Raw genomic sequence first — 24250 nt, 5'->3', positions numbered from 1 at the left:
TCAAATGGCGGCGACAGGCGCACGATGCGCCACGCCCCGCGTTGACACCGCACTCGCCCCTCCTGACGCACCCTTGCGCCGATGACCGCAGCCACCAACCCCGCCGCCGCTTCCTCCACCCCGGCATGGAAGCGGGTCCTCACCATTGTCGTTCCCCTGCTGATCCTCTCGCTGGCCCTGCATGGCCTGGCCAGTGAATTCGATGAGCACGGCTACCGCGCCATCCGCCAGGCGTTCCGCCAGCTCAGTGGCCTGCAGATCACGCTCACCGTGGTGCTCGGTCTGGCCAGCTACGCCTGCCTGATCGGCTTCGATGCCATCGGCCTACGCCGCAGCGGCATCCGCGTGCATCCGGCACGCATCGGCATCACCGCCTTCCTTGCGCATACGCTGGGCCAGACCGTGGGCTTTGCCGCGCTGACCGGCGGCGCAGTGCGCCTGCGTGGCTACCGCAGCGCCGGCCTGGACCTGGCGCAGATCGGCCAGGTGGTGCTGATGAGCACGCTTGGTTTCGTATTCGGTGCGTGGCTGTTGATCAGCGTGGCGCTCTGCATGGAACCGGCGGCAGCGGCGTTGGCATTGCCACTGAATCCCGATGCCGTGCGCATCGTCGGCATCGTCGCCCTGCTCGCCTATCTGGGTACCGTGCTGCTGGTCGGTCGCGATGGACGGCAGTTCAGCGTGTTCGGCCATACGTTGTGGCTACCCGACCGCCGCACCATGCTCGGCGTCACCGTGCTCAGCGTGATCGAGCTGGTGCTGGCCAGCGCAGCGTTCTATGTGCTGCTGCCGGACTCGACACCCACCGGCCTGCCCGGCTTCGTCGGCCTGTACCTCGTCGCGGTACTGGCCGGCCTGGTCTCGACCGTGCCGGCCGGGCTGGGCGTGTTCGAATGGAGCCTGTTGAAGCTGTTGCCCCAGGTGGCGCCGGCGGCGGTGCTGGCGGCCGCGTTGATCTACCGCGTGACCTATTACGTACTACCGCTGGTGCTGGCCACGTTGCTCGCCCTTGCGCCCGCGCTGCGCCAGCCGCTGCAGGCCAGTGCCGGGGCAACCCGCGCCGGCTGGAACGCACTGCGCCCATGGTTGCCGCAGATCATTGCGCTGGCGGTGTTCAGCATCGGTGCCGCGCTGGTCATCGACGGCACGCTGCCCACGCCACGTCGGCACCTAGTCAACGCGTCGCTGCCGATCCTGGAAACCTCGCACCTGATCGGCAGCCTCAGTGGTGTCGCGCTGCTGCTGATCGGGCAGGGCCTGGCCCGGCGCAGCCACGCGGCGTGGATGCTGGCGATGGCGGTGTGCGTGGCCACCCCGCTGCCGCTGTGGCTGCGCGGTGGCCAACCGTTGATCGCCGTCTCGGCGGTGCTGGTGGCGATGGCGCTGTGGGCCGCGCGCCGCGAGTTCTACCGCCAGGGTGCGCTGCTGGATGAAGCCTGGTCGTGGCCGTGGCTGCGCAACCTGGGCCTGGTGCTGGTGGCGGTGACCTGGCTGCTGTTCTTCACCTACAGCCATGTCGAATACCAGAACGAGCTGTGGTGGCAGTTCGCGGTCTCCGGCAACGCACCGCGCGCGTTGCGCGCGTTGCTGGTGGTGGCCATCGCGCTGGTGATGTTCGGCCTGGCGCGGCTGCTGCACAGCACGCGCAGCCCGCTACCCGCCGCCGATGAAGCGACGCTGCAATCGCTGGCGCCGGTCCTGGCCGGTGCCACCGACACCCAGGCCTGCCTGGTGCTGACCGCTGACAAGGCAGTGCTGCGCGACGAAGCGAAACTGGGCTTCGTGATGATGCAGCGCTATGGGGGGTCGCTGATCGCGATGGGCGACCCGGTCGGCCCGCCGGACGTCGCCCGCGCATTGATCTGGCGCTTCCGCGAGGAAGCCGACCGCCTCGGCCTGCGCCCCGTCTTCTACCAGGTCGGCGAGTCCTACTGGCAGACCTACCTTGACCTCGGCCTGGGGCTGGTCAAGCTGGGCGAAGAAGCGATGGTGCCGCTGCATGATTTCGGCCTGGAAGGGCGCGAGCGCGCCGACCTGCGCCAGGCCTGGAACCGGGGCAAGCGGGGTGGCCTGTCCTTCCGCGTGGCGCCCGTGGAGGAAGTTCCCAGCCTGCTGCCGCGCCTGCACGCGATCTCCAACGCTTGGCTGGAAGACAAGGCCGGCGACGAGAAGGGCTTCTCGCTCGGCAGCTACGACCCGGATTACCTGGTGCGCTTCCCGGTGGCGCTGGTCGAGGCCGAAGGCCAGATCGTGGCCTTCGCCAACCTGTGGCAGGCACCGGCCGGCGCCGAGCTGTCGGTGGACCTGATGCGCCACGTCAGCGAAGCACCGAAGGGCACGATGGACTTCCTCTTCATCGAGCTGTTCCTGTGGGGCCGCGCACAGGGCTATGCACGTTTCTCGCTGGGCATGGCGCCGCTTTCCGGGCTGGCACAGCATCGTCTGGCTGGCCGCTGGAACCGCCTGGCCGGCCTGCTGGCGCGGCATGGCGAACGTTTCTACGGGTTCAGTGGCCTGCGCCGCTTCAAGTCGAAGTTCGATCCGCAGTGGCGGCCGCGCTATCTCGCCGCGCCTGGCGGCATGCACCTGCCAGCGGCGCTGCTGGACGCCACGCGCCTGATCTCTCTGGACCCGCGGCGCAACTGACGACCCGCACCACCCGGCAGGTGTCGACCTTGGTCGACACGCCAGCGCCGACCAAGGTCGGCATTTTCCAGCACGCTGGCCAGCGTGGCCCGGCGCTACGCCCCGCCCTTGAGGATCACCTCGGCCAGCCGATCATAGTCACCGCCGAAATGGTGGTCGCCCGGCAGCTTCACCCGCTTCACGCCGTCATTGGCCGGCAGGTCCGGGCACAGTGCGTCCTCGTCCTTGTCGCCGTATACGCACAGGGTTTTTTCCGCCGGCAGCCTGGCCACCTCCGGTGCGATCGGCAGGCCATCGCCGCCACCGCCCAGCCAGTTGCTGACGTGGAATTCAAAGTCGGCCTTCCTGCCTACCGACAGCAGCACGATACGATCCAGTGCGTCACGGGTGCCGGCGTCGAGCTGGTTGATGGTGGCCGGCAGCACGTCGGCGCCCTGCGAGAAGCCAATCAGCATCACCTTGTCGCGGTGCCACTGCTGGCGGTAGTGGTCGATGATCTTCTGCAGGTCAGCGGCGAAGCCCTTCGGCGTGCGCTCGCTCCAGAAGTAGCGCAACGAGTCGATGCCGACCACGGCCACGCCGTGCTCGTTGAGCGACGACGCCACGTCCTTGTCCAGGCCGGCCCAGCCGCCATCGCCGGACACGAACACGGCCAGCGTGTCACCGTTGCCACTCGCCGGTACTTCCACCACCGGCAGGCCTTTCAGCGCGGCCGGCGGCGGTGCCAGACTGACCCCGGCCTGCGCGCCGATCACCCGCGCTGCGGCCACCAGACCGGGTGAGGCATCACCGCGCGCGGTTCGCTTGAATTCGCGCGCCATGGTGACCTGCTGAACAAACCGGCTGGCCTCGCCCACCTTGCAGCCGTGATCGCCAGCGGCACTCAACCACGGAAAATTCAGTTCGGCGGGCTGCAGCGTGTTGTGCTTCACACCATCGCCGCAGACCATGCGCTCATGCTTGTGGTCCGGGCAGAAGCCGGTGGTCAGCAGGCCGGCAAACACCTGGGTGTCGGCCTGCGCCGCGAGCGAATAGGCCATCTCGGCACCCTCGCCGTCACCGCCGACCAGCGGCAGGTGGTAGCCGGGCAGATGCAGGGACGCCTGCAGCCAGCGCGAGAAGTTCTCGACGTCACCGGCGCCGAACGAGCAGGTCGGATCACCCTCGCGCTTGAGCACGCCGCGCAGGTGCGCGATGTCCACAGCGGCAACCATGGCGCCGTCGGCACGCAGGGCTTCGATCGGCAGGCGGCTGGTGTCACCACCCGGGGTGGGCTCGTGGAACCAGATCACCACCCGCTGCGGCGTGCCGGCCGGCATGTGCACCGGAATCTGCTCGAACCGCCCATGGCTGAACTGCTGCGGGGTCCCCGCCGCCGTCGCCGGCAGCGCGGCCAGCGCCAGTACCACACCCATTGCCCTGCCCAGCCCTGCACGCTTCATATCGCATCCCCGATGGAATGCGCACACGATACGCCGCCACCGCGTGCACGGCACGTACCGGTGCAGGCCGTTGGCGATTCAGTCGGCCGTGGTACGCCGACTGCGCCGGTACAGTGCCAACGCCAGGTACAGCAGCCAGCCTACGATCACCACGATCACGACCTTCTGGCCCAGCCCGCGCGGCGGACCGGCGCGCCACAACACATTCAGCCACAACAGTACGAACGCCAGCCAGGCCCAGCCCCAGAGCAGGCCCGCGGCGGACTGCCAACCCGGTTCGCGGCGCAGGTACCAGGCCTGCAGCAGCATGCCGACGCTGGCACACAGGAACGCGGTGTTGGCCGCCAGCCCATGGATGAACGGTGCCAGCAGCGGCGTCGCTTCCGGCAGCCAGCTGTCACCGATGGCGACCGTGGCCAGGCCCAGTGCCGAGACAGTGAACAGCAGCGGCGCCGCCGCGCTGCGCCGCGGGCCGATGCTGCCCCGGTAGAGGCTGATGCCGAGCAGGGCGATCGCCAATGCCAGCAGGCAGTAGGCCGCGCGCAATGCCAGCCCCCACGGCCCGTGCAGGTAGAGGCTGAGCGTGGCCCGCACCCAGTCCAGATCGGTGCGTGCGAACTGGGTCCACAGCGCGGTGGCCACGAACAGCAGCAGCGCCGCCAGCGCCAGCAGTGCCGCTGGGCGCGCGCGGCTCATGCGGACGCCTCCGGGTGCCGCGCCAGCCATTCGGCCAACGCCTTGCGATAGCGCTGCAGCTCGTCGGCATACAGGTCCAGCACGCACAGCGGGCAACCGCTGCCGCAGCATTCGTTCGGACCGGGCTCTTCCGGCGGCAACGGGCGGGGATCGGGATCAGGGACAGACACGGTTGGAAGCGGCAATCGGTGGAAACAGGCCCCAGTGTACCGGGCTGGTTCAGTGGCCCAGCTGCCGGCGCAGGTTGTCGCGCGCGGCCGCATCGAGTCGCTGGTGGAAGAATTCGCTGAGGAAGATGCGCGGTGCACGCAGCAGGCCCTGCAGGAAACGGCGGCGGCCGGCGCGATACAGGAAGCCCGGCACCACGCCCTTGTACTCTTCGGCCACGCCGCGGTCATAGGCGCTGAACACCGGTTCCGGCGCGGCCAGGATCGCCATGTCGCAGTCCAGGAACAACGCGGCCTCGGCATCGACATCGTCCGGGCCGAGCTCGCCATGGCGGGCAGTCAGCAGGATCAGCTGCTCGACCCGGGCCGCGTCGACCGTGGCAAGTTCCGGTGCCTGCGCGATCGCCTGCAGGGCCAGCTGCGCCGAACGCGCCTCGTTGTCCTTTCGCCCCGCCACATAGATCGCATCGTGGTAGAGCGCGGCCAGGTAGACCTCGGCCGGCTGCTGCCAGCCTGGACCGTCGGCAACCTCCTGGCAGTGCTGCAGCACCGCACGCACGTGGCCGAAGTGATGGTAGGCACGTGGTGGCGTCGCATAGCTGTCCTGCAGCGCCTGCCACTGCGCCGGAGCGAGCGTCAGCGGGGAGAAGTCCATGACCGGATCATCCCGCCTGCGCCGGTGGCGGGCAAGCTGGCCATTTTTTCACCACACCCTCACAACGCCCTTCGCACGGGACCCCAACGCGGTTGTCCACAGCTTTGTCGAGCGCTGGTCCACACCGGCTGTGGATGAACGCGCGGACCGACCAGCGGTCACTGCAGGGGTGCGCGCACAGGTCTACACTCGCCTCAGGCGGGAGCGCCCGCCGCTGCCGGGAGCCGTCATGTACCGTCCTGCCGCCCGATCCGTTCTGCTCGCACTGGCCGCATTGGCGGCACCCTCCGCGATCGCCCTGAACCCTGACGCGAACGAAGCCCCTGCGCTCACTGCCAGCACCGCCGCGCCGACGATTCCGACGCCGCAGCAGGTGTTCGCGATTCCACCGGCCATGCTCGATATGCTGCACACCCAGGTGACCCGTCGCAGCTATTCGCGCGAGCAGCGCCTGCAGGCGCTGGTGGAGATGATCTTCGACCGCCATGGCATGGACCTGCAGTACGACGCCGACGCGACCCTTACCGTCAGCGAGATCTGGCAGCAGCGACGCGCCAACTGCCTGGCCTTTACCCTGATGTTCGTCGCGCTGGCACGCGAAGCCGGCATCCAGGCGCGCGTGCAGGAGGTCGGCCAGGTGGTGTCGTGGTACCAGGACCAGGCCCAGGGCCTGGTCTACAGCGTAGGCCACGTCAATGCCGGGGTCGGCTTCGCCGGCCGCTTCGCCACCGTCGATCTGGATCGCAATGTGCTGTACGACCGCCGAGGGCCGCTGCCGATCAGCCAGGCGCGGGCGTTGGCGCACTTCTACAACAATCGCGGTGCCGAACGCATGGCCAGCGGCGACCTGGCGGGCGCACGTACCTTCTTCGATACCGCGCTGGCGCAGGACGGCAGCTTCGCTGCCACCTGGAACAACCTGGGCGTGCTGGAAAACCGCACGGGCGATACCGCCGCCGCGCGACGGGCACTGGAAAGGGCGTTGCGACTGGACGGCCGCCAGGATGCTGCACTCACCAACGCCAGCGCCCTCTACCGCAAGCTCGGCATGATTGCGCAGGCCCAGGCACTGGAGCAGCGGTTGCAATCGGTGCAGCGCGAAGACCCGTTCGCGCAGTACCTGCTCGGAGCCGAGGCCGAACGCGCCGGGCAACTGCAGCAGGCGATCCGCTATTACCGGAAGGCCGTGCGCCTGTACGACACCGCGCACCAGTTCCACTTCGGGCTGGCGCGGGTCTATTTCCTGGCGGGCCAGCTCAAGCACGCCGATCGTGAGCTGCTGCGTGCACAGGAACTGGGCGGGGCGCCGCAGCAGGCGCGCTACCAGGCCAAGCTGGACAGCCTGGCCCGCTGGCGCGCACGGCAGCAGGCCAGGCGCTGAAGGCCGGTCAGGCCTTCTTGAGGAAGCAGGTCTTCAGGACCAGGCCCTTGATCTTGTCCGAATTGCCTTCGATGTGCTCGGCATCGTCCTCGACCAGGCGGATGTTGCGGATCACGGTGCCCTGCTTGAGCGGGATCGAGGAGCCCTTCACCTTCAGGTCCTTGATCACGGTGACGGTGTCACCGGCCTGCAGGGTATTGCCGTTGCTGTCACGCACGACCAGGGTCGAACCGGCACTTTCCTCGGCGGTCCATTCGAAGCCGCAGTCGGCGCAGATCCACAGCGCGCCATCGGCGTAGGTGTTTTCCAGGGTGCACTGCGGGCAGGCGGGGGCAGAAGACATCAGCAAGTACCTCAAAGTGAATCAACAGCCACCATTGTAACCGCCCGGCTCCCCTGGCCTTTTCCGGGCAGTACGCCGCGACCTCGTTGACCCGGCCCGGAACAGGAAACCGCGGGACCTTGCAGTCGGCGGCGAACTGCAGCAGAGTGCGCGGCCCCTGATCGCCCCCGGAACTCCCCATGCGCCTCGGCATCGACTTCGGTACCAGCAACTCCGCCGCCGCCATCGTGCATGAAGGGAAGCTGCTGCCGATCCGCTTCGGCGACGCCGAGCAGTTCCGGACCAGCGTGTACTTCCCCGGCGTGGTTCCCGACCCGGATGACTTCCAGCTCGATGACGGCCAGGAGCACCAGCTGCAGCAGATGATCGACAGCGCTGCGCGTGCGGCGCGCGCCGCCGGCCAGGAACGCACGCCGCAGGCGCTGCGCCGCGAAGCCCTGCGCGCGCTGCGCCGGGAATGGATGGAAGCCCGTGCCGGCAAGGAACGCAGTGCCAGCGACCTGCTGCAGAATGCGGTCTACGGTGACGAAGCGCTGGAAGCCTATTTCGAGGAACACGAAGGCAACCTGGTGCAGAGCCCGAAATCGATGCTCGGCTACAACCTGCACCCACGCGCCAAGCAGACCATCACCGGCATCGCCGCGCACATCCTCGAGCACATCCGCCTGACCGCCAGCGCCCAGCTCGGCCAGCCGCTGCGAGCGGCCCTGCTCGGGCGTCCGGTGCAGTTCCGCAGCTCGATCGGTGCGGCCGGCAATGACCAGGCGCTGGACATCCTGCGCGAAGCCGCCAGCCAGGCCGGTTTCGACCAGATCGATTTCCTCGAGGAACCGGCCGCGGCGGCCATGCACTATCACGCCGAAAGCCGCGAACGGCACCAGGCCGTGATCGTCGACATCGGCGGCGGTACCACCGATATCGCCCACGCCGAAGTCGGCGGCGACGACGCCCCGCGCATCCACCGCGCCTGGGGCATCGCCCGCGGCGGCACCGATATCGACCTGGCGCTGAGCCTGTCCAGCTACATGCCGCTGTTCGGCCGCGGCATCACCCGCGTGCCCGCCCATCACTACGTGGAAGCGGCCACCGTGCAGGACATGACGCGCCAGCGTGACTTCCGCCAGCACAAATACGATCACGTCGACGATCCGTGGCGCGCGCGCCTGCAGGCCCTGCAGGACACCGGCAATACCGCCCGCCTGTACCGCGACGTCGAGCGCACCAAGATCGCCCTCAGTGCCGCCAGCGAACATCGCAGCACGCTGGACTACATCGCCCGCGACCTGCATGCCGACAGCAGCGCCGACGGCCTGGCCGCAGCCGCCCATGGTTATCTGGAGCAGCTGCGGGAGCTGCTGGCCCAGGTCCGCAGCGACATCGGCGGCGACCCGGACGCGGTGTTCCTGACCGGCGGCATGTCCCGCGCCGGGTATCTGCGCCAGGCCGTTGCGGAGGCCTTCCCGGGCGCCCGCATGGTCCACGGCGAGCCCTCGCTGGGCGTGGTCCAGGGCCTTGCGCTGGCGGCAGCCAGCCAGGATTAACAAAACGTTACGCGATCCAAGTTACTCTTGGTCGGCTAGAACCCTGCTGCACCTTCCACCGGCCACGCCGGTGTGTGTCCACGGTGCAGCCTGGCCCGCCCTACGGGCCTAGCGGCCATGCCTTCCTGGCTCGTTCATGGTCCGCGTACCACCGGAGCCGCCATCGAGACCCGCTTTGGGCACCCGCCAGGCCCCTGAGGCCTTACAACCTGACGCAGCACATGCACCCATCGACTGCCGCCGTTGTGACGCGGTCTGTTGCCGGCTGCCCGTGTTGCTGCAGTCCGGCGACCACGTGCCCGGCCAGTTCCTGTCACGCGACACCCACGGCCGTGCCGTGATGGCGCGCAACGAGGAAGGCTGGTGTGCGGCGATCGATCCCTATCACCTGCGCTGCACGATCTATTCGCAGCGCCCGGCGATCTGCCGCCAGTTCTCGATGGGCGGCAGTGACTGCCGCCGCGAGCGGCAGGACTACCTGCGCCAGGCTGATGCCTGGGCGCTTTCCTCCCCTTCCACCTGACAGGAGCAACCATGCCCCGCAAGGCAAAGACCCCCGCGAAGGCCAGCAACAGCATCCGCAGCGAACGCAAGGGCGCGGCCGCCAGCACCGTGGTCAGCAGCGATTCGATCGCTTCGGACCTGGCAGCGTTCCGCAAGGCCGGTGGCAAGATCGAAGTCCTCGGCACCACCTGGGCGCTGAAGAAAGCCAGCTGACCCAGTAGCGACCGCGGCGGCGCTGCCGCCGCGGCCTGCCGGATCGCGCTCAGCGATCCAGGCTTACCCGAACACTGCCCGAATGCGACTGGATGCGGATATCACCGTCGCCGCTGCCCAGCCGCGTATCAAGATGGCTGCCGGGGCCGTAGCGCGGCCGCTCCACCTGGCCAGCATCGCTGTTGATCGACCCGCTGAAGCTGTTCACCGACAGCTGCGCCGAGACGGCGCGCGGCAGGCGCAGGTTGACCGACGCACTCACCGATTCGACATTGATACGGCCTCCCGGCGCCAGCCCGGCCGCCGACAGGTCAATGCTGCCCGATACGGTTTCCACCGCCAGCCGCTGCACCAGCCCGGCATCGACCTCGACCCGGCCGGATACCGTCTGTGCACCGATGTCGCCGGACACGCCGCTCCCGGCCACGATCCGGCCACTGACCGTATTTACGTCCAGCTTCGGCGTCTGCAGGCGCGCGCTGACACCGCCACTGACCGTATTGAGCTTGCTGTCACCGCTGCGACCGGAGGCGCTGAGGCTGCCGCTGACGGTGTCGGCCTGCAGGCGGCGCACGTCGATGCCACTGATGTCCTGGCTGGCACTGACCGTGCTCAGCAGCAGCTCCACCGAGCGCGGCACGTTCAGCACCAGCGTTGCGCCGCCGTTGTTGCTGCGACGCGGATACTCGATCTCCCAGCGGACGCGGTTGGCACTCTTTTCCTGGCGCAGCTGCAGGCCATCACTGAGCGTACCGGTGAGCTGCACGTCGTTGCGGTCCCAGCCACGCACGGTCACCTTGCCGGCCACGTTGCTCAGTTCGATGCGGCCGCCGGCGGCCAGGTTGTGGCGTTCGTCGATCCGGGTGTCAGCCAGGGCCACCGCGGGCAGCAGCAACAGCGCGGCGCAGCAGGTCATCAGGGTTCGTGTCATCGGGGGTCTCCTCAGGTCGTCAGGCCGGACTCGGCGGCATAGGCCGCCTGCCGGGTCAGTTCCAGCCGCAGCGCATAGGTGCGCTTGAGCTGGCCAAGCAGGTGAGGCGCACGTGGGTCCTGCGCCAGCGCGGCCTGGATCTGTGCCGCGCTTTCATCCAGTTCGTGCAGCGCCGGCTGCCATTCCGGTGCCCGGCCTGCGGGCAGCGAGGCCACCGCCTGCCGGTACTGCTCGGTCATCGCCGCAGCCTGCAACTGCAGCGTGGACGGCACCGGTATATCCGGCTGCGCATGCCGCCAAGGGGCCACGGCGTAGATCGCCAGGCTGGCAGCCAGGGCAGCGCCGGCCGGCAACCACCAGCGGCGCCGCGAACGCGTTGCCAGGGCCACCACGTTGCCCGTTGGCGCAGGTGCTGCCTCTGGTTCCCGCGGCGGCAGCCGCGCGGACAGGCGTGCCCAGCCATCGGCCGGTACATCGCGCTCGTTCGGCAGCGCGCGCAGCCGGGCCAGCAGATCGTGATCGGAATCGTGTTCGTGTGTACTCATGTCATGTCTCCCAGCCGTGCGCGCAGCAGGCCGCGCGCACGATGCAGCTGTGCCTTTGAACTGCCGACGGCCATCTGCAGCTGCTCGGCGATTTCCTGGTGTTTCCAGCCTTCGATGTCGTGCAGTACCAGTACCGCGCGCGCCCTCGGAGGCAGCGTCGCGAGTGCGCGCTCCAGGTCGCGCTCGGTACCGGCACAACGGTCGTGCACCGATAGCTCCTGCAGGCCGCCGTCGACCTCCTCCAGACTGTCGTGGTCCTGCCCGGCGGCGCGCCCGCGCAGTTCCATCAGTGCGGCGTTGACGCCCAACCGGTGCAACCAGGTCGACAGGCTGCTTTCGAACCGGAACCCCGGCAGCGCCTTCCATGCCTGCAGGAACGCTTCCTGCAGGGCATCTTCGGCACGCGCCTGCTGGCCCCCGCACAGGCGCCACAGTACGGCGAACACGCGCGGCGCATGGCGCCGGTACAGCAGTTCGTAGGCCGCAGTGTCACCGGCGGCGGCCGCCCGCACCAAGGCGGGTTCGTCGACAGGGGCGTGGGCGGCAGGCGGCGCTGGCATGGTGGTGTCGAGCATATCGCTTGGATGCGGCGACCCGGAAAAAGGTTTAGAGCCGATCGCCGATCAAGGCCATGCAACCTTTTCGACGATGGCTGCATCCATGCAAGGTCATTCGAGAAAACACCTCCAGGGAGTTCCGCCATGTCCAGCCCATCCTGCGCCGCCCTGCTGGTAATCGTCGCTTGCGTCGTGCTGCAGGCATCGGGCCTGTCCTTGCGGTTGTGCCCCGACAACGGCCGCGCCTGCCTGCAGCAGGATCGCCAGGAGCTGGTCTGCCTGGCGTGGTCACCGATGGTCGAAACCCCGGCACGCGCCGGGTAACATCGAGGCCGTTCCCGCCACCTGTTTTCGCCCCCATGATGTTGTCGCTGAAGGATCACCTGCCGGCCTGGAGCCACCCATGGCTGAACTACGCGGGCGTGGCCCTGCAGATCGTGCTGGTGCTGCTGGTCGCCTGGCTGCTGCGGGTACTCGCCCGTCGCCTGATCCGGCGCTTTGCCGAGCACTACACGCTGCCACCTGAAATGGTGATGGGCGCGCGCCGGATCACCAGTTTCGTGGTCTATTTCAGCGCCCTGCTGTATATCCTCAGCCTGCTCGGCGCGAAGCCTTCAGTGCTGTGGACCGCGTTCACCGGCTTCGCGGCCGTGGGCGCGGTGGCCTTCTTCGCGGCCTGGAGCGTGCTCTCCAACATCTTCTGCACGTTGCTGATCTTCACCACTCGCCCGTTCCGCCTGCATGACTACATCGAAGTGCTGGAGAACGGCGAGAAGCCGGGCCTGAAAGGCCGGGTGATCGACGTGAACCTGATCTACACCACACTGCAGGAAACCGGCGACGGCCACGAAGGCACGGTGCTGCAGTTGCCGAACAACCTGTTCTTCCAGCGCACGGTGCGCCGCTGGCGTGACCCGGCGCAGGCGCCCGGCGGCATCCAGGGCGACGGCTGAGGGTGGGGTTTTCGGCAGGGCTGCGCCCTGCACCTGCAGAGGCCGAAGCCGAAGCAAGATCAAGAGCGGCATTCCGTGGGATGGCGGGGCGGTGTGGGTGGTCAGGACACGCCGTAAACCCATCCATGGGGGCTCGATGGCGCCATCCATGGCGCCAACGGTCCTGCCCACCCACACCGCCCCGCCTCTGACAGATTCCGGCGGCTGTTGGTAGGTGTCGACCTTGGTCGACACGGTGGGTCCACGCCATGCGTGGATGAATGTCTGTCAGATTTCGAAATCAGAAGATGGGGTCAGATCGGTTCTCCTCTGGAGAACGGATCTGACCCCAGACTTTGCTGGCAGATCGCGGGAATCTGTCGAAGGCGGGGTGGGTCCGGTTGCGGGGGCGTGAGCCGCATGGATGCGGCGACCGAGCCTCCATGGATGGATCCACGGCGTCCCCCGCAACCGGACCCACCCCGCCATCCCACAGGAAACCCGCTTCTGCTGCGGCTGTTGCTGTTGCTGTTGCTCCAGCTTGCAGCAGGTGCAGGGCTGCAAGCCCTGCCGATCAACACCCTGCTTACGAACGACTGACGTGACGCTCATGCGCCATGCGCGAGGCTGTCCGCTTGGCGGTTCGACTGGAGGTGACAAGGGTGCACTGGCAGAGCGCACAGGCCTACGCATGGCCGTTGGGATTGGCCGTGGTGGTGGGCGGTATCGGCGCGTGGCTGATCCTGTGGATCTACCATCGGCTGAAAGGGCGTGATCGGCGGCGCGCGCGCATCGGGCGTGTGCTCGGGCTGCCAATGGCCACCGCATGGCCGCTGCTGCTGTTGATTCCTGCGTTGCAGGCCACGCCGCTGCAGGATCCCCTTCTGGGCAACCTGCAACGGGTGCTGCACATCGCACTGACCGCCTGCTTCATCTGGTTGCTGGTACGCGCAGTGGCAGCGGGTGAGCGGGCCATCCTGCGCAGCCATCCCATCGATGTCTCCGATAATCTGGAAGCGCGCCGCATCCAGACCCAGACGCGGGTGCTCAGCCGCGTGCTGATGGGCGGCATCATCGTGCTGGGCACTTCGCTGGTGCTGCTGACCTTCCCCATGGTGCAGAAGATCGGCACCGCGCTGCTGGCCTCGGCGGGCCTCATCGGCCTGGTGGCCGGTATCGCCGCAAAGCCTGTGTTCGGCAACCTGATCGCTGGCCTGCAGATTGCAGTGACCCAGCCGATCCGACTGGACGACGTAGTGATCGTCGAGGGCGAGTGGGGACGCATCGAGGAGATCGGCAGCAGCTACGTGGTGGTACGCATCTGGGACGAGCGGAGGATGGTGGTGCCGCTGACCTGGTTCATCGAGAACCCCTTCCAGAACTGGACCCGGCGCAGCGCCGATCTGCTCGGTACGGCGTTTCTGTGGCTGGACTATCGTGCCCCGATCGCGGCGATCCGCGCTGAGCTGGAGCGCATCTGCCGGGGTGAGGCATTGTGGGATGGCCGGGTCTGCGTGACCCAGGTGACCGAAACCAGCGAGCGTGCGATCCAGGTGCGCCTGCTGGTGAGTGCGCGCAGCTCGGGCGATTCGTTCGACCTGCGTTGCCTGGTACGCGAGCGCATGCTCGATTTCCTCGCACGTGAGCATCCGCAGTCGCTGCCGCAGCTGCGTGCGCGGCTGCAGCATGCTGACGAGCTGGACATGCCGCGTGGTCCACGCGCACGTACTGCAGATGTGCGTTCGCCGGGGGCTGAAGACGGTGAGGCGGCAATCGTGCCGATGGAGCCGGAACCCGAACGGTAACGCCGGCCAGCGGCCGGCACTACCGGATCAAGGCTCGCCGGCGTCGATCAGCGTGTCGGTGCCGAAGTGCGGTGGCCGCCGCGCGCGGGTGCGCTGTTCGTAGGCGTACGCCATTTCGATCAGCTTCGGTTCGCTCCAGGCCGTGCCCATGAACAGCAGGCCGACCGGCAGGCCATCGATCTGGCCCATCGGCACGCTGAGGCTGGGATAACCGGCGACGGCGGCGGCGCTGTAGCTCTCGCCGGGGAAGTCGTCGCCTTCGCTGCGGATCGGCCACGCCACGCCGGTGGTCGGCGCGACCAGGGCGTCGAGCTGGTGGGCGGCGAGGGCGGCATCGATGCCTTCCGGGCCAGCCAGCCTGCGCGCATCGCTGCGTGCGCGGATATAGGCGGGGTCGGCCAAGCCAGCGGTAGCGTCAGCTTCCACCAGCAGTTCCTGGCCGAACAGGCCCAGTTCCTGCTTGCCGTGCGCCCGGTTGAAGGCGATCAATTCGGCCAGGCTGTGCAGGGGAGCGCGGTGGGCGCTGAAGTAACGCTCCAGCCCGGCCTTGAACTCGTACAGCAGTACCTTGCGTTCGGCGTCGGCCCAGGCGCCCTGGTTGGGCAGTTCCACCGGCACCACGACGGCACCGGCCCGGCGCAGCTCGGTGGCGGCGTGTTCGATCAGTGGCGGCATGCCGCGGTATTTCAGCAGCGGCGTCTGCAGCAGGCCGATGCGCTTGCCACGCAGTCCCTGCGGATCCAGCCGCGCGGTGTAGTCGTACACCGCACGGCCGGGCATGGTTGCGGTGGCCGGGTCGGCATCATCGCGGCCGGCAATTGCGGTCAGTACGGCCGCAGCGTCGGCGACGCTGCGTGTCATCGGCCCCGCAGTATCCTGGCTGAAGGAAATCGGGATGATGCCATCGCGGCTGACCAGGCCGACGGTCGGCTTGAGGCCGACGATGCCATTGATCGCCGCAGGGCAGACGATGCTGCCGTCGGTTTCGGTGCCGATCGCCACGCTGGCCAGGTTGGCGGCGACCGCTACCGCGCTGCCGCTGCTGGAGCCGCAAGGCGAGTGGCTGAGGCGATAGGGATTGCGGGTCTGGCCACCGCGCGCGCTCCAGCCGGACACCGAATCGTTGCCGCGGAAATTGGCCCATTCGCTGAGATTGGTCTTGCCCAGCACCACGGCCCCGGCCTCGCGCAGGCGCCGCACCAGATACGCATCGTCAGGGCGGAACCCCTGCAGGGCCAGAGAGCCGGCACTGGTGGCCATCGGCGCCGCGTTGATGTTGTCCTTCAGCAGTACCGGGATGCCGTGCAGCGGGCCACGCAGGCGTCCATCGCGGCGCTCGCGGTCGCGCGCCGCGGCTTCCTTCAGGGCATCGGGGTTGAGCTCGATCACCGCGCGCAGCCGGGGGCCGGCCCGATCCAGGGCGGCGATGCGCTGCAGGTAGGCCTGGGTCAGGGTGGTGCTGTCCAGTTCACCGGCGGTCATCCGCGCCTGCAGGTCGGCAACATCGGTTTCAGCGTACGGGAACGGCACGTTGCGGCTCGCAGGTTCGGCCGCATGCGCGCTGGGCGCGGCCGGGCTGCAGCCAGCCGAAAGCAGCGCAGGCAGCGCGGCGAGCAGGCAGGTCAGCAGAGGCGGCAAGGACGGGCGCATGGGGCGGCTTGGTCGGCTCCAATCCCCAGTGTAGCCGGTGCTCAGCGGTGGCGCTTGCGCAGGTCGCGGGCGAGAACGTAGACCACGATCAGGTTGATCGCCAGGATCGTCCACGACGGCCAGCCGGGGTGGCGGATGATCGCGAAGATGTCGAAGGGCAGGTACAGCGAGGCAGTCAGGCAGCCCAGCCAGGAGGCCCAGGCCTTGGCCCGCCACAGGCCCCAGGCTTCGACCAGGTGCAGCAGGCCGTAGCCGATCATCCCTGCCGCGGCCAGGTGGACCGCGTCGGGGCTGATCATATGCAGCAGCGAGGGCAGGGTGCCATGGTCCGGATCCAGGCTGAAACGCCGGATCAGGACCATGATGCCGTGCCGAAGCGGCTGCGGTCCGAGCACTTCCAGCCCGGTGGCGGCCAACAGCGCCAGCATCGCCTTGCTCGCTTCGAGCAGGGCGATGACGTGCAGACCCGGATGCCGGTGTGGATCCGGGTTGTAGCCGCTCTGGTTCACGGGGTGCTGGCTCAGCCGCCGCGCGAAGCCTTCTTGCGGTCGCTCTCGGTCAGGAACTTCTTGCGCAGGCGGATCTCCTTCGGGGTGATCTCGACCAGCTCGTCGTCTTCGATGAAGTCCAGGGCCTGTTCCAGCGAGTACTTGATCGCCGGGGTCAGCTGGATCGCATCGTCCTTGCCGGAAGCGCGCATGTTGGTCAGCGGCTTGGTCTTGATCGCGTTGACGGTCAGGTCGTTGTCCTTGGAGTGGATGCCGACCAGCTGACCTTCATACACGTTGTCGCCTTCGGCAGCGAAGAGCTTGCCGCGCTCCTGCAGCGGACCCAGCGAGTAGGCGGGGGTGACGCCCGGCGCATTGGCGATCATCACGCCGTTGATGCGCTTGGCGATCGCGCCCTGTTCCTTCGGACCGTAATGGTCGAACACGTGGAACAGCAGGCCCGAACCCTGGGTCAGGGTCTTGAACTCGTTCTGGAAACCGATCAGGCCACGGGCCGGGATCTGGTACTCCAGGCGCACGCGGCCCTTGCCGTCCGATTCCATGTTCTTCAACTGGCCCTTGCGGGTGCCCAGCTTTTCCATCACGCCGCCCTGGTGGACTTCTTCGATGTCCACCACCAGCTGCTCGATCGGCTCCATCAGCTGGCCGTCGATTTCCTTGATGATCACTTCCGGGCGCGACACGGCCAGCTCGTAGCCTTCGCGGCGCATGTTCTCGATCAGCACCGACAGGTGCAGTTCGCCACGGCCGGAGACCAGGAACTTGTCGGCGTCTTCCAGCTGCTCGACCTTCAGGGCCACGTTGTGGACCTTTTCACGGTCCAGGCGGTCCTTGATCTGGCGGCTGGTCAGGAACTTGCCACCGGACAGGTCCTTGTTGCCGGCGAACGGCGAATTGTTCACCTGGAAGGTCATCGAGATGGTCGGCTCGTCGACGGTCAGCGCAGGCAGGGCTTCCGGGAAGTCCGGTGCGCAGATGGTGTCGGAGATGGTCAGCTCCTGGATGCCGGAGATGGCCACGATGTCGCCGGCCTCGGCCGAATCCTGCTCGATGCGCTCCAGGCCCATGAAGCCCAGCACCTGCAGCACCTTGCCGTTGCGCTTCTTGCCTTCACGGTCGATGACCGCGACCTGCATGTTCTTCTTCAGGGTGCCGCGCTGGATGCGGCCGATGCCGATCACGCCCACGAAGTTGTTGTAGTCCAGCTGGCTGATGCGCATCTGGAACGGGCCTTCCGGGTCCACTTCCGGCTTCGGCGCGTGCTGCATGATCGCTTCGTACAGCGGGGTCATGTCGCCGTCGCGCACGGTGTCTTCCAGGCCCGCGTAGCCGTTCAGGCCCGAGGCGTAGACGATCGGGAAGTCCAGCTGCTCGTTGGTGGCACCGAGCTTGTCGAACAGGTCGAAGACCTGGTCGATCACCCACTCCGGACGGGCGCCCGGACGGTCGACCTTGTTGACCACGACGATCGGCTTGAAGCCCATCGCGAAGGCCTTCTGGGTCACGAAGCGGGTCTGCGGCATCGGGCCGTCCATCGCATCGACCAGGATCAGCACGGTGTCGACCATCGACAGCACGCGCTCGACCTCACCGCCGAAGTCGGCGTGGCCGGGGGTGTCGACGATGTTGATCCGGTTCTTGATGCCGGTCTTCTTGTCTTCCCAGGTGATGGCGGTGTTCTTGGCCAGGATGGTGATGCCGCGTTCCTTTTCCTGGTCGTTGCTGTCCATCACGCGCTCGGCGAGGACGGTGCGCTCGGACAGGGTGCCGGACTGCTTCAGCAGCTGGTCGACCAGGGTGGTCTTGCCATGGTCGACGTGGGCGACGATGGCGATGTTGCGAAGATTTTCGATGGACATACGAAAGGGGGCCAGTCGGCGCCGGATTTGGAAAAAGAAGTCCAACATTATACGTCGAACTTGACGATTCGCGAAAAGGTGGATTTCACGCCGGCCAAACGGCCCATTCAGCTGGCTGTCCACCGCTTCGGCCGAGGTCGCCAGGACGGCCCCTCGGCTCCCTTCCCCTGGCTGAAGGCGGGGGCTCCGCCGATGGTCGAAGGCACCGCCGCCACGAGGCAGGTGTAAACTACGTGGCTAGACGCATTCCCCTTTGCACCAAGGATCTTCATGTCCCTCATCGCCACTTTCGACACCACCCAGGGCCCGATCAAGGTCGAGCTGTTCGCCGACAAGGCGCCACTGACCGTGGCCAACTTCGTGAACCTGGTCAAGCACGGCTTCTATGACGGCCTGATCTTCCATCGCGTGATCGCCGACTTCATGATCCAGGGCGGCTGCCCGCAGGGCCGTGGCACCGGCGGCCCGGGCTACAAGTTCGAAGACGAGAAGAATGGCGTGAAGCACGAGGTCGGCTCGCTGTCGATGGCCAACGCCGGCCCGAACACCAACGGCAGCCAGTTCTTCATCACCCACATCAAGACCGATTGGCTGGACGGCCGCCACACCGTCTTCGGCAAGGTCCTGGAAGGCCAGGCCATCGTCGATTCGGTCAAGCAGGGCGACGTGATCCATTCGATCACCCTGGAAGGCGACGTCGACGCCGTGCTGGCCGCCCAGGCCGACCGCGTCGCGGAGTGGAACAAGCACCTCGCCGCCTGACCCCCTTTCGAAACGGCCACCCACGGGTGGCCGTTTCCCTGTTCCCCGCCGCCCGCCCGGCCTGCGTGGCCATGCCCGCGGCGCCCCATCAAACGCTTGCAAGCAAGAGGAAACCCCCATGAAAGCACCCGTTCGTGTTGCCGTGACCGGCGCCGCCGGCCAGATCGGTTATGCCCTGCTGTTCCGCATCGCCTCCGGCGAAATGCTGGGCAAGGACCAGCCGGTCATCCTGCAGCTGCTGGAACTGCCGGTCGACAAGGCCCAGGCCGCCCTGAAGGGCGTGATGATGGAGCTGGAAGACTGCGCGTTCCCGCTGCTGGCCGGCATGGTTGGCACCGATGACGCCGAAGTCGCGTTCAAGGACGCCGACATCGCCCTGCTGGTCGGCGCACGTCCGCGTGGCCCGGGCATGGAGCGCAAGGACCTGCTGCTGGAGAACGCCAAGATCTTCACCGCCCAGGGCGCCGCGCTGAACAAGGTCGCCAGCCGTGACGTGAAGGTGCTGGTGGTCGGCAACCCGGCCAACACCAATGCTTACATCGCGATGAAGTCGGCTCCGGACCTGAAGCCGGAGAACTTCACCGCCATGCTGCGCCTGGACCACAACCGCGCGCTGAGCCAGCTGTCGGCCAAGCTGGGCAAGCCGGTCGGTGGCATGGAGAAGCTGGTGGTGTGGGGCAACCACAGCCCGACCATGTACCCGGACTACCGTTTCGCCACCGCTGACGGCGCCTCGATCGCCGATGCGATCAACGACCAGGATTGGAACGCCAACACGTTCATCCCGACCGTCGGCAAGCGCGGCGCGGCGATCATCGAAGCCCGTGGCTCGTCCTCGGCCGCTTCGGCCGCCAATGCCGCCATCGACCACGTGCGTGACTGGGTGCTGGGCAGCAACGGCAAGTGGGTCACCATGGGCGTGCCGTCCGACGGTTCCTACGGCATTCCGGAAGGCGTGATCTTCGGTTTCGCGGTGACCACCGAGAACGGCAAGTACACCCTGGTCAAGGATCTGCCGATCGACGACTTCAGCCAGAAGTACATCGACAAGACCCTGGCCGAGCTGGAAGAAGAGCGCGCCGGCGTCGCCCACCTGCTGGGCTGATGCAGGCGGTACCGGCTCCGGTCGGTACGTCTTGCATCAAGGCAGGTACCGACCGCTGGTCGGTACGCAGGAAACGGGGAGGCTTCGGCTTCCCCGTTTTCATTTGGAACTCCTGGAACCGCATGATCCACCTGCACTACATCGACGACGCGCTGCTGGTGGCTGAAAAGCCCGCCGGCCTGCTGTCCGTGCCCGGCCGCAGCGCCGAGAACCAGGACTGCGTCGTCGCGCGCCTGCAGGCGCTGTACCCGGATGCGTTGACCGTGCACCGCCTGGACCAGGTGACTTCCGGGCTGCTGCTGCATGCGCGTGGCAAGGACATGCAGGCGGCGTTGTCGATGCAGTTCGAGCAGCGCCGGGTTGGCAAGCGCTATGAAGCGATCGTGGAGGGACTGCTTGAAGGCGATGCCGGCGACGTGGATCTGCCGCTGATTGTGGACTGGCCGAACCGGCCGAAGCAGACGGTCGATCACGAACGCGGCAAGCCGGCGCTGACGCGCTGGCGCGTAATGGCGCGTGATGTGGAAGCGCAGCGTACCCGCGTGGAGCTGGAACCGATCACCGGCCGCAGCCATCAGCTGCGCCTGCACATGGCCAGCCTCGGCCATCCCATCGTTGGTGATGTCCTGTATGGCGCGGCACCGGCGCAACGCGTACATCTGCATGCGCGCAGCCTGCGGTTCACCCACCCGGTGACGGGCGAAACACTCGCGTTCGAGTCCGCGACTCCGTTCTAGGGGGCCGGCAGGGCTTGCAGCACTGCACCCGCAGAATCAACGTCAACGTCAAAAGCGGGCTATCCGTGGGTTGGCGGGACGGTGTCGGAGTGCGGGGACGCCGCAAGTACGTCCGTGGAGGCTTGGCAGCCGCATCCATGCGGCTGACACCCCGCACTCCGACACCGCCCCGCCTTCGACAGGTTCACTCGGCTGTTGGTAACGGTGGCCGTTGTTCCGCGCAGCTGTTGGTAGGTGTCGACCTTGGTCGACACGATTTTTCTGTCAGATATCGAATGAATCATCCACGCATGGCGTGGATCTACCGTGTCGACCAAGGTCGACACCTACCAGAACAATATGCCGTTCCGACAGATCGCGGAATCTGTCGAAGGCGGGGCGGGTCCGGTGGCGGGAGTGTCCGCGGCATGGATGCCGCGGCCAAGCCCCCACGGACGGGTTTACGGCGTCTCCCGCCACCGGACCCACCCCGCCATCCCCAAGTAAGCCAGCTTCTGCTGTTGCTTCGGCTTCGGCTTCGGCCTCTGCAGGTGCAGGGCGCAGCCCTGCATGAAAAACCCACCCCCTACCAAGGTAGGACGGCCCGCGCGCCAGCGCAGGACTATCCTCGAACCCATGACTTTGTCTGGGAGGGCTGCGTCATGAACTACGAGGAAACCTACCGTCGCTCGATCGACGAGCCGGAGGCGTTCTGGGGCGAGGAAGCCAAGCGCATCCATTGGCACAAACCGCCGCAGCAGGTGCTCGATTACAGCAACCCGCCGTTCCGGCGCTGGTTCGTCGGTGGTGAAACCAATCTCTGCTACAACGCCGTCGACCGCCACCTGGCAACGCGCGCCGACCAGCTCGCGCTGGTTGCGATTTCCACCGAAACCAACAGCACCCGCGAGATCACCTATCGCCAGCTGTATCGCGAAGTGAACGACTTCGCCGCCGTGCTCAAGCATCTCGGCGTCGGCCACGGTGACCGCGTGGTGATCTACATGCCGAACATGGCCGAAGCCGTGTTCGCGATGCTGGCCTGCGCGCGCATCGGTGCGGTGCACTCGGTGGTGTTCGGGGGCTTCGCCGCGCACAACCTGGCGCTGCGCATCGACGATGCGAAGCCGAAGCTGCTGATCGCGGCGGATGCCGGCATGCGCGGTGGCAAGCTGATTCCGTACAAGCCGATGGTTGACGCGGCCTGCGCCGAAGCGGCGTCGCCTCCGCCACACGTGCTGATCGTCTCGCGTGGGCTGGATGCCGCCGAACCCCGCGTGCCGGGTCGCGACGTGGACTACGCCGCGCTGCGTGCACAGGTTGGTGAAGTCGAGGTGCCGGTGCAGTGGCTTGAAGCGAGCGAGCCGAGCTACCTGCTGTACACCTCCGGCACCACCGGCAAGCCGAAGGGCGTGCAGCGCGATGTCGGTGGTTACGCGGTGGCGATGGCGCAGTCGATGGAGACCGTGTTCGACTGCAAGCCGGGCCAGGTGATGTTCTCCACTTCCGACGTCGGCTGGGCGGTGGGCCACTCGTACAACGTGTACGGCCCGCTGATCGGTGGCTGCACCTCGTTGCTGTACGAGGGGCTGCCGACGAACCCGGACCCGGGTATCTGGTGGGCGCTGTGCGAACAGTACAACGTGCGCACCATGTTCTCCTCACCCACCGCCATCCGCGTGCTGAAGAAGCACGACGCGGACTTCATCCATCGCCACGATCTGCGCGCCCTGAAGTACCTGTTCCTGGCCGGCGAGCCGCTGGACGAACCCACCGCGCACTGGATCAGCGAAGCGCTGGGCAAGCCGATCATCGACAACTACTGGCAGACCGAAACCGGCTGGCCGGCACTGACCCTGCTGCCGGGCCTGGAGATGAAGCCGGTGCGCTTCGGTTCACCGGGCTTCCCCAATCTAGGCTATCGGATGAAGGTGATCGACGAGAACACCGGCGAGGAAGTGGCGCCGGGGCAGAAGGGCGTGCTGGTGGTGTCGCCGCCCTTGCCGCCGGGTTGCATGAGCACGGTGTGGAACGACGACAGCCGTTTCCTGCAGAGCTACTTCAGCCACTTCAAGGAACTGCTGTACAGCTCGCTGGACTGGGCGATCCGCGATGACGATGGCTATACCTTCATCCTCGGCCGTACCGACGATGTGATCAACGTGGCCGGGCATCGTCTGGGTACGCGCGAGATCGAGGAGGCCATCTCCAGCCACCCGCGCGTGGCCGAGGCTGCCGTGATCGGGGTCAAGGACGAGCTGAAGGGGCAGGTGCCGCTGGTGTTCGTCACCCTCAAGCAGGGGCTTGAAGGCGAGGATCCGGCGCCGGTGGTGGCCGAGATGATGGCGACGGTGACGACTTCGCTTGGTGCGGTCGCGCGCCCGGCGCATGTGCACGTGGTCAACGCACTGCCCAAGACCCGTTCGGGCAAGCTGCTGCGGCGCTCGTTGCAGGCGTTGGCCGAGCAGCGTGACCCGGGCGACCTGTCGACGCTGGACGACCCCAGCGCGCTGGAGGAGATCCGCCGCGCGCTGGGCCGTTGATCCGGTAGCGCCGGCCGCTGGCCGGCCCCCCCATCAATCCCGAGGTTGCCGGCCAGCGGACGGCACTACCCGCGGCACTTGCGCTAAGCTCGGCCTGTCATCGACCTGCAACACGCGGTGCGCGCCGGGGAACGCGCGCGCCGCCCGGGGATGGCAATAAGGGGGGCGTGCCCGCACACGGCACGCTGGCATGGCGCATCAAGGGAGGGGGGCAATGGCATTGCTGCACGCCAAGACGGCTGCTGGCCGTCAGGAAATCGAAGACCGTGGCCGGCGCCTGCCGGCGGCACTGCGTTCAATCCTGCTGATGGTCGATGGCCATCGCGATGACACCGAACTGCGCGGCCTGTTCGATGGCCTGCGCGCACCTCCGGATGCACTGGAGCAGCTGGCCGCACAGGGACTGATCGAGGTGATCGGCGGGAGCGTAGAGGCCGCTCCGGCGCGTGGCATCAGCACCGGCCGCGAACAGGACCCGGCGCTGTACCAGCAGTTGTACGACGCGATGAGCGAGGCGGTGCGGCGCCATCTGGGGCTGAAGGGCTACTTCATGCAGTTGAAGATCGAACGCTGCACCGATGCGCTGGCGCTGGAACGCCTTTGCCCGGAACTGCTGGCGGCGGTGGGCAAGGCGCGCAGCCCGGCGCTGGCCCAGCGCTGGTGGCAGGAAACCCAGTCCGCCGTAGTAAACGCTGGCAAAGAGGTCGTGCAGGCCTGAGCCACCGCGTAAAGTGATCGGTTCACTTTC

At 67.3% G+C, this 24250-nt stretch carries 24 protein-coding genes; 13 read left to right on the top strand and 11 right to left on the bottom strand.

The window, feature by feature from the left end:
* Nucleotides 1–81 precede the first annotated feature (81 nt).
* Complete coding sequence (mprF, locus tag ACM0PY_RS04840) at nt 82–2646, top strand: bifunctional lysylphosphatidylglycerol flippase/synthetase MprF (RefSeq protein ID WP_180884553.1); 2565 nt, start codon at nt 82–84, stop codon at nt 2644–2646.
* 95 nt (nt 2647–2741) lie between these two features.
* Here mprF and ACM0PY_RS04835 read toward each other — a convergent pair whose 3' ends face one another.
* The 4 genes from ACM0PY_RS04835 to ACM0PY_RS04820 all read right to left on the bottom strand — a co-directional run bounded on the left by ACM0PY_RS04835 (nt 2742) and on the right by ACM0PY_RS04820 (nt 5606).
* A complete protein-coding gene (locus tag ACM0PY_RS04835) occupies nt 2742–4088 on the bottom strand; it encodes a virulence factor family protein (RefSeq protein WP_275942803.1) in 1347 nt (448 codons plus the stop codon).
* Between the two features lie 78 nt (nt 4089–4166).
* Nucleotides 4167–4784, bottom strand: coding sequence for a DUF998 domain-containing protein (locus ACM0PY_RS04830; RefSeq protein ID WP_134970966.1), 618 nt, complete (start codon nt 4782–4784; stop codon nt 4167–4169).
* Nucleotides 4781–4954, bottom strand: a complete 174-nt coding sequence (locus tag ACM0PY_RS04825; RefSeq protein WP_061480629.1) for an oxidoreductase-like domain-containing protein — start codon at nt 4952–4954, stop codon at nt 4781–4783. Before ACM0PY_RS04825 ends, ACM0PY_RS04830 begins: the two co-directional genes overlap by 4 nt.
* A gap of 49 nt (nt 4955–5003) precedes the next feature.
* Nucleotides 5004–5606: an HD domain-containing protein gene (locus ACM0PY_RS04820; RefSeq protein ID WP_180884552.1), complete on the bottom strand. Its 603-nt coding sequence runs from the start codon at nt 5604–5606 to the stop codon at nt 5004–5006.
* Between the two features lie 229 nt (nt 5607–5835).
* On the opposite strand from ACM0PY_RS04820, the gene ACM0PY_RS04815 reads away from it, so the two are divergent.
* Nucleotides 5836–6987, top strand: a complete 1152-nt coding sequence (locus ACM0PY_RS04815) for a transglutaminase domain-containing protein (RefSeq protein WP_180884550.1) — start codon at nt 5836–5838, stop codon at nt 6985–6987.
* Nucleotides 6988–6994: 7 nt separating this feature from the next.
* Here the strand turns inward: ACM0PY_RS04815 and ACM0PY_RS04810 are convergent, their stop codons facing one another.
* Nucleotides 6995–7330 (bottom strand): zinc ribbon domain-containing protein YjdM, encoded by a 336-nt coding sequence (locus ACM0PY_RS04810; RefSeq protein WP_010482882.1) that lies wholly within the window; start codon nt 7328–7330, stop codon nt 6995–6997.
* 179 nt (nt 7331–7509) lie between these two features.
* On the opposite strand from ACM0PY_RS04810, the gene ACM0PY_RS04805 reads away from it, so the two are divergent.
* The 3 genes from ACM0PY_RS04805 (at nt 7510) to ACM0PY_RS04795 (ending at nt 9588) form a co-directional block, all read left to right on the top strand.
* Nucleotides 7510–8871 carry an Hsp70 family protein gene (locus tag ACM0PY_RS04805; RefSeq protein ID WP_180884548.1) on the top strand — a complete coding sequence of 454 codons (1362 nt, stop codon included), beginning with the start codon at nt 7510–7512 and terminating at the stop codon, nt 8869–8871.
* Nucleotides 8872–9100: 229 nt separating this feature from the next.
* Nucleotides 9101–9394 (top strand): YkgJ family cysteine cluster protein, encoded by a 294-nt coding sequence (locus ACM0PY_RS04800; protein WP_072169117.1) that lies wholly within the window; start codon nt 9101–9103, stop codon nt 9392–9394.
* 11 nt (nt 9395–9405) lie between these two features.
* Nucleotides 9406–9588: a hypothetical protein gene (locus tag ACM0PY_RS04795; protein WP_005410566.1), complete on the top strand. Its 183-nt coding sequence runs from the start codon at nt 9406–9408 to the stop codon at nt 9586–9588.
* A 49-nt stretch (nt 9589–9637) separates the two neighbouring features.
* Here the strand turns inward: ACM0PY_RS04795 and ACM0PY_RS04790 are convergent, their stop codons facing one another.
* The 3 genes from ACM0PY_RS04790 to ACM0PY_RS04780 are packed head-to-tail and all read right to left on the bottom strand — an operon-like array spanning nt 9638 to nt 11639.
* The gene (locus tag ACM0PY_RS04790) at nt 9638–10519 is read right to left on the bottom strand and encodes a DUF4097 family beta strand repeat-containing protein (RefSeq protein ID WP_134970962.1); all 882 of its coding nucleotides are present in this window, start codon (nt 10517–10519) and stop codon (nt 9638–9640) included.
* A gap of 11 nt (nt 10520–10530) precedes the next feature.
* Nucleotides 10531–11064 carry a hypothetical protein gene (locus ACM0PY_RS04785; RefSeq protein ID WP_134955655.1) on the bottom strand — a complete coding sequence of 178 codons (534 nt, stop codon included), beginning with the start codon at nt 11062–11064 and terminating at the stop codon, nt 10531–10533.
* Nucleotides 11061–11639 (bottom strand): RNA polymerase sigma factor, encoded by a 579-nt coding sequence (locus ACM0PY_RS04780; protein ID WP_180870201.1) that lies wholly within the window; start codon nt 11637–11639, stop codon nt 11061–11063. The genes ACM0PY_RS04785 and ACM0PY_RS04780 overlap by 4 nt, the downstream gene beginning before the upstream one ends.
* Nucleotides 11640–11765: 126 nt before the next feature.
* Here ACM0PY_RS04780 and ACM0PY_RS04775 point away from each other — a divergent pair, with 126 nt between their 5' ends.
* The 3 genes from ACM0PY_RS04775 to ACM0PY_RS04765 all read left to right on the top strand — a co-directional run bounded on the left by ACM0PY_RS04775 (nt 11766) and on the right by ACM0PY_RS04765 (nt 14358).
* The gene (locus tag ACM0PY_RS04775) at nt 11766–11945 is read left to right on the top strand and encodes a hypothetical protein (RefSeq protein WP_061480628.1); all 180 of its coding nucleotides are present in this window, start codon (nt 11766–11768) and stop codon (nt 11943–11945) included.
* Between the two features lie 35 nt (nt 11946–11980).
* Complete coding sequence (locus tag ACM0PY_RS04770) at nt 11981–12574, top strand: mechanosensitive ion channel family protein (protein WP_005418176.1); 594 nt, start codon at nt 11981–11983, stop codon at nt 12572–12574.
* 596 nt (nt 12575–13170) lie between these two features.
* Nucleotides 13171–14358, top strand: coding sequence for a mechanosensitive ion channel family protein (locus ACM0PY_RS04765; protein WP_219633375.1), 1188 nt, complete (start codon nt 13171–13173; stop codon nt 14356–14358).
* Nucleotides 14359–14385: 27 nt separating this feature from the next.
* Here the strand turns inward: ACM0PY_RS04765 and ACM0PY_RS04760 are convergent, their stop codons facing one another.
* Genes ACM0PY_RS04760 through typA form a run of 3 tightly spaced genes read right to left on the bottom strand, consistent with a single transcriptional unit; the run spans nt 14386 to nt 18376 of the window.
* Complete coding sequence (locus ACM0PY_RS04760; protein ID WP_134971654.1) at nt 14386–16008, bottom strand: amidase; 1623 nt, start codon at nt 16006–16008, stop codon at nt 14386–14388.
* A gap of 41 nt (nt 16009–16049) precedes the next feature.
* The gene (locus tag ACM0PY_RS04755) at nt 16050–16517 is read right to left on the bottom strand and encodes a DUF2127 domain-containing protein (RefSeq protein ID WP_005415426.1); all 468 of its coding nucleotides are present in this window, start codon (nt 16515–16517) and stop codon (nt 16050–16052) included.
* An 11-nt stretch (nt 16518–16528) separates the two neighbouring features.
* Entirely contained in the window at nt 16529–18376 is a 1848-nt protein-coding gene (typA, locus tag ACM0PY_RS04750) for a translational GTPase TypA (protein WP_061480552.1), read from the bottom strand.
* Nucleotides 18377–18646: 270 nt separating this feature from the next.
* Between typA and ACM0PY_RS04745 the strand changes: the two genes are divergently transcribed.
* The 5 genes from ACM0PY_RS04745 (at nt 18647) to ACM0PY_RS04725 (ending at nt 24220) form a co-directional block, all read left to right on the top strand.
* Nucleotides 18647–19138, top strand: a complete 492-nt coding sequence (locus ACM0PY_RS04745) for a peptidylprolyl isomerase (RefSeq protein ID WP_005408225.1) — start codon at nt 18647–18649, stop codon at nt 19136–19138.
* Nucleotides 19139–19256: 118 nt separating this feature from the next.
* The gene (locus tag ACM0PY_RS04740; protein ID WP_134971658.1) at nt 19257–20243 is read left to right on the top strand and encodes a malate dehydrogenase; all 987 of its coding nucleotides are present in this window, start codon (nt 19257–19259) and stop codon (nt 20241–20243) included.
* A 122-nt stretch (nt 20244–20365) separates the two neighbouring features.
* A complete protein-coding gene (locus ACM0PY_RS04735; RefSeq protein WP_134971660.1) occupies nt 20366–20980 on the top strand; it encodes an RluA family pseudouridine synthase in 615 nt (204 codons plus the stop codon).
* A 641-nt stretch (nt 20981–21621) separates the two neighbouring features.
* A complete protein-coding gene (prpE, locus tag ACM0PY_RS04730; protein ID WP_180885829.1) occupies nt 21622–23502 on the top strand; it encodes a propionate--CoA ligase in 1881 nt (626 codons plus the stop codon).
* Nucleotides 23503–23716: 214 nt separating this feature from the next.
* Entirely contained in the window at nt 23717–24220 is a 504-nt protein-coding gene (locus ACM0PY_RS04725) for a hypothetical protein (RefSeq protein WP_005415431.1), read from the top strand.
* Nucleotides 24221–24250 lie beyond the last annotated feature (30 nt).

It is taken from the genome of Stenotrophomonas sp. BR163 (assembly GCF_047520985.2).
GTDB classification, from domain to species: domain Bacteria; phylum Pseudomonadota; class Gammaproteobacteria; order Xanthomonadales; family Xanthomonadaceae; genus Stenotrophomonas; species Stenotrophomonas sepilia.
Note: the sequence above shows the minus strand (reverse complement) of the source record. Positions and strands in the feature narration are given on the sequence as shown.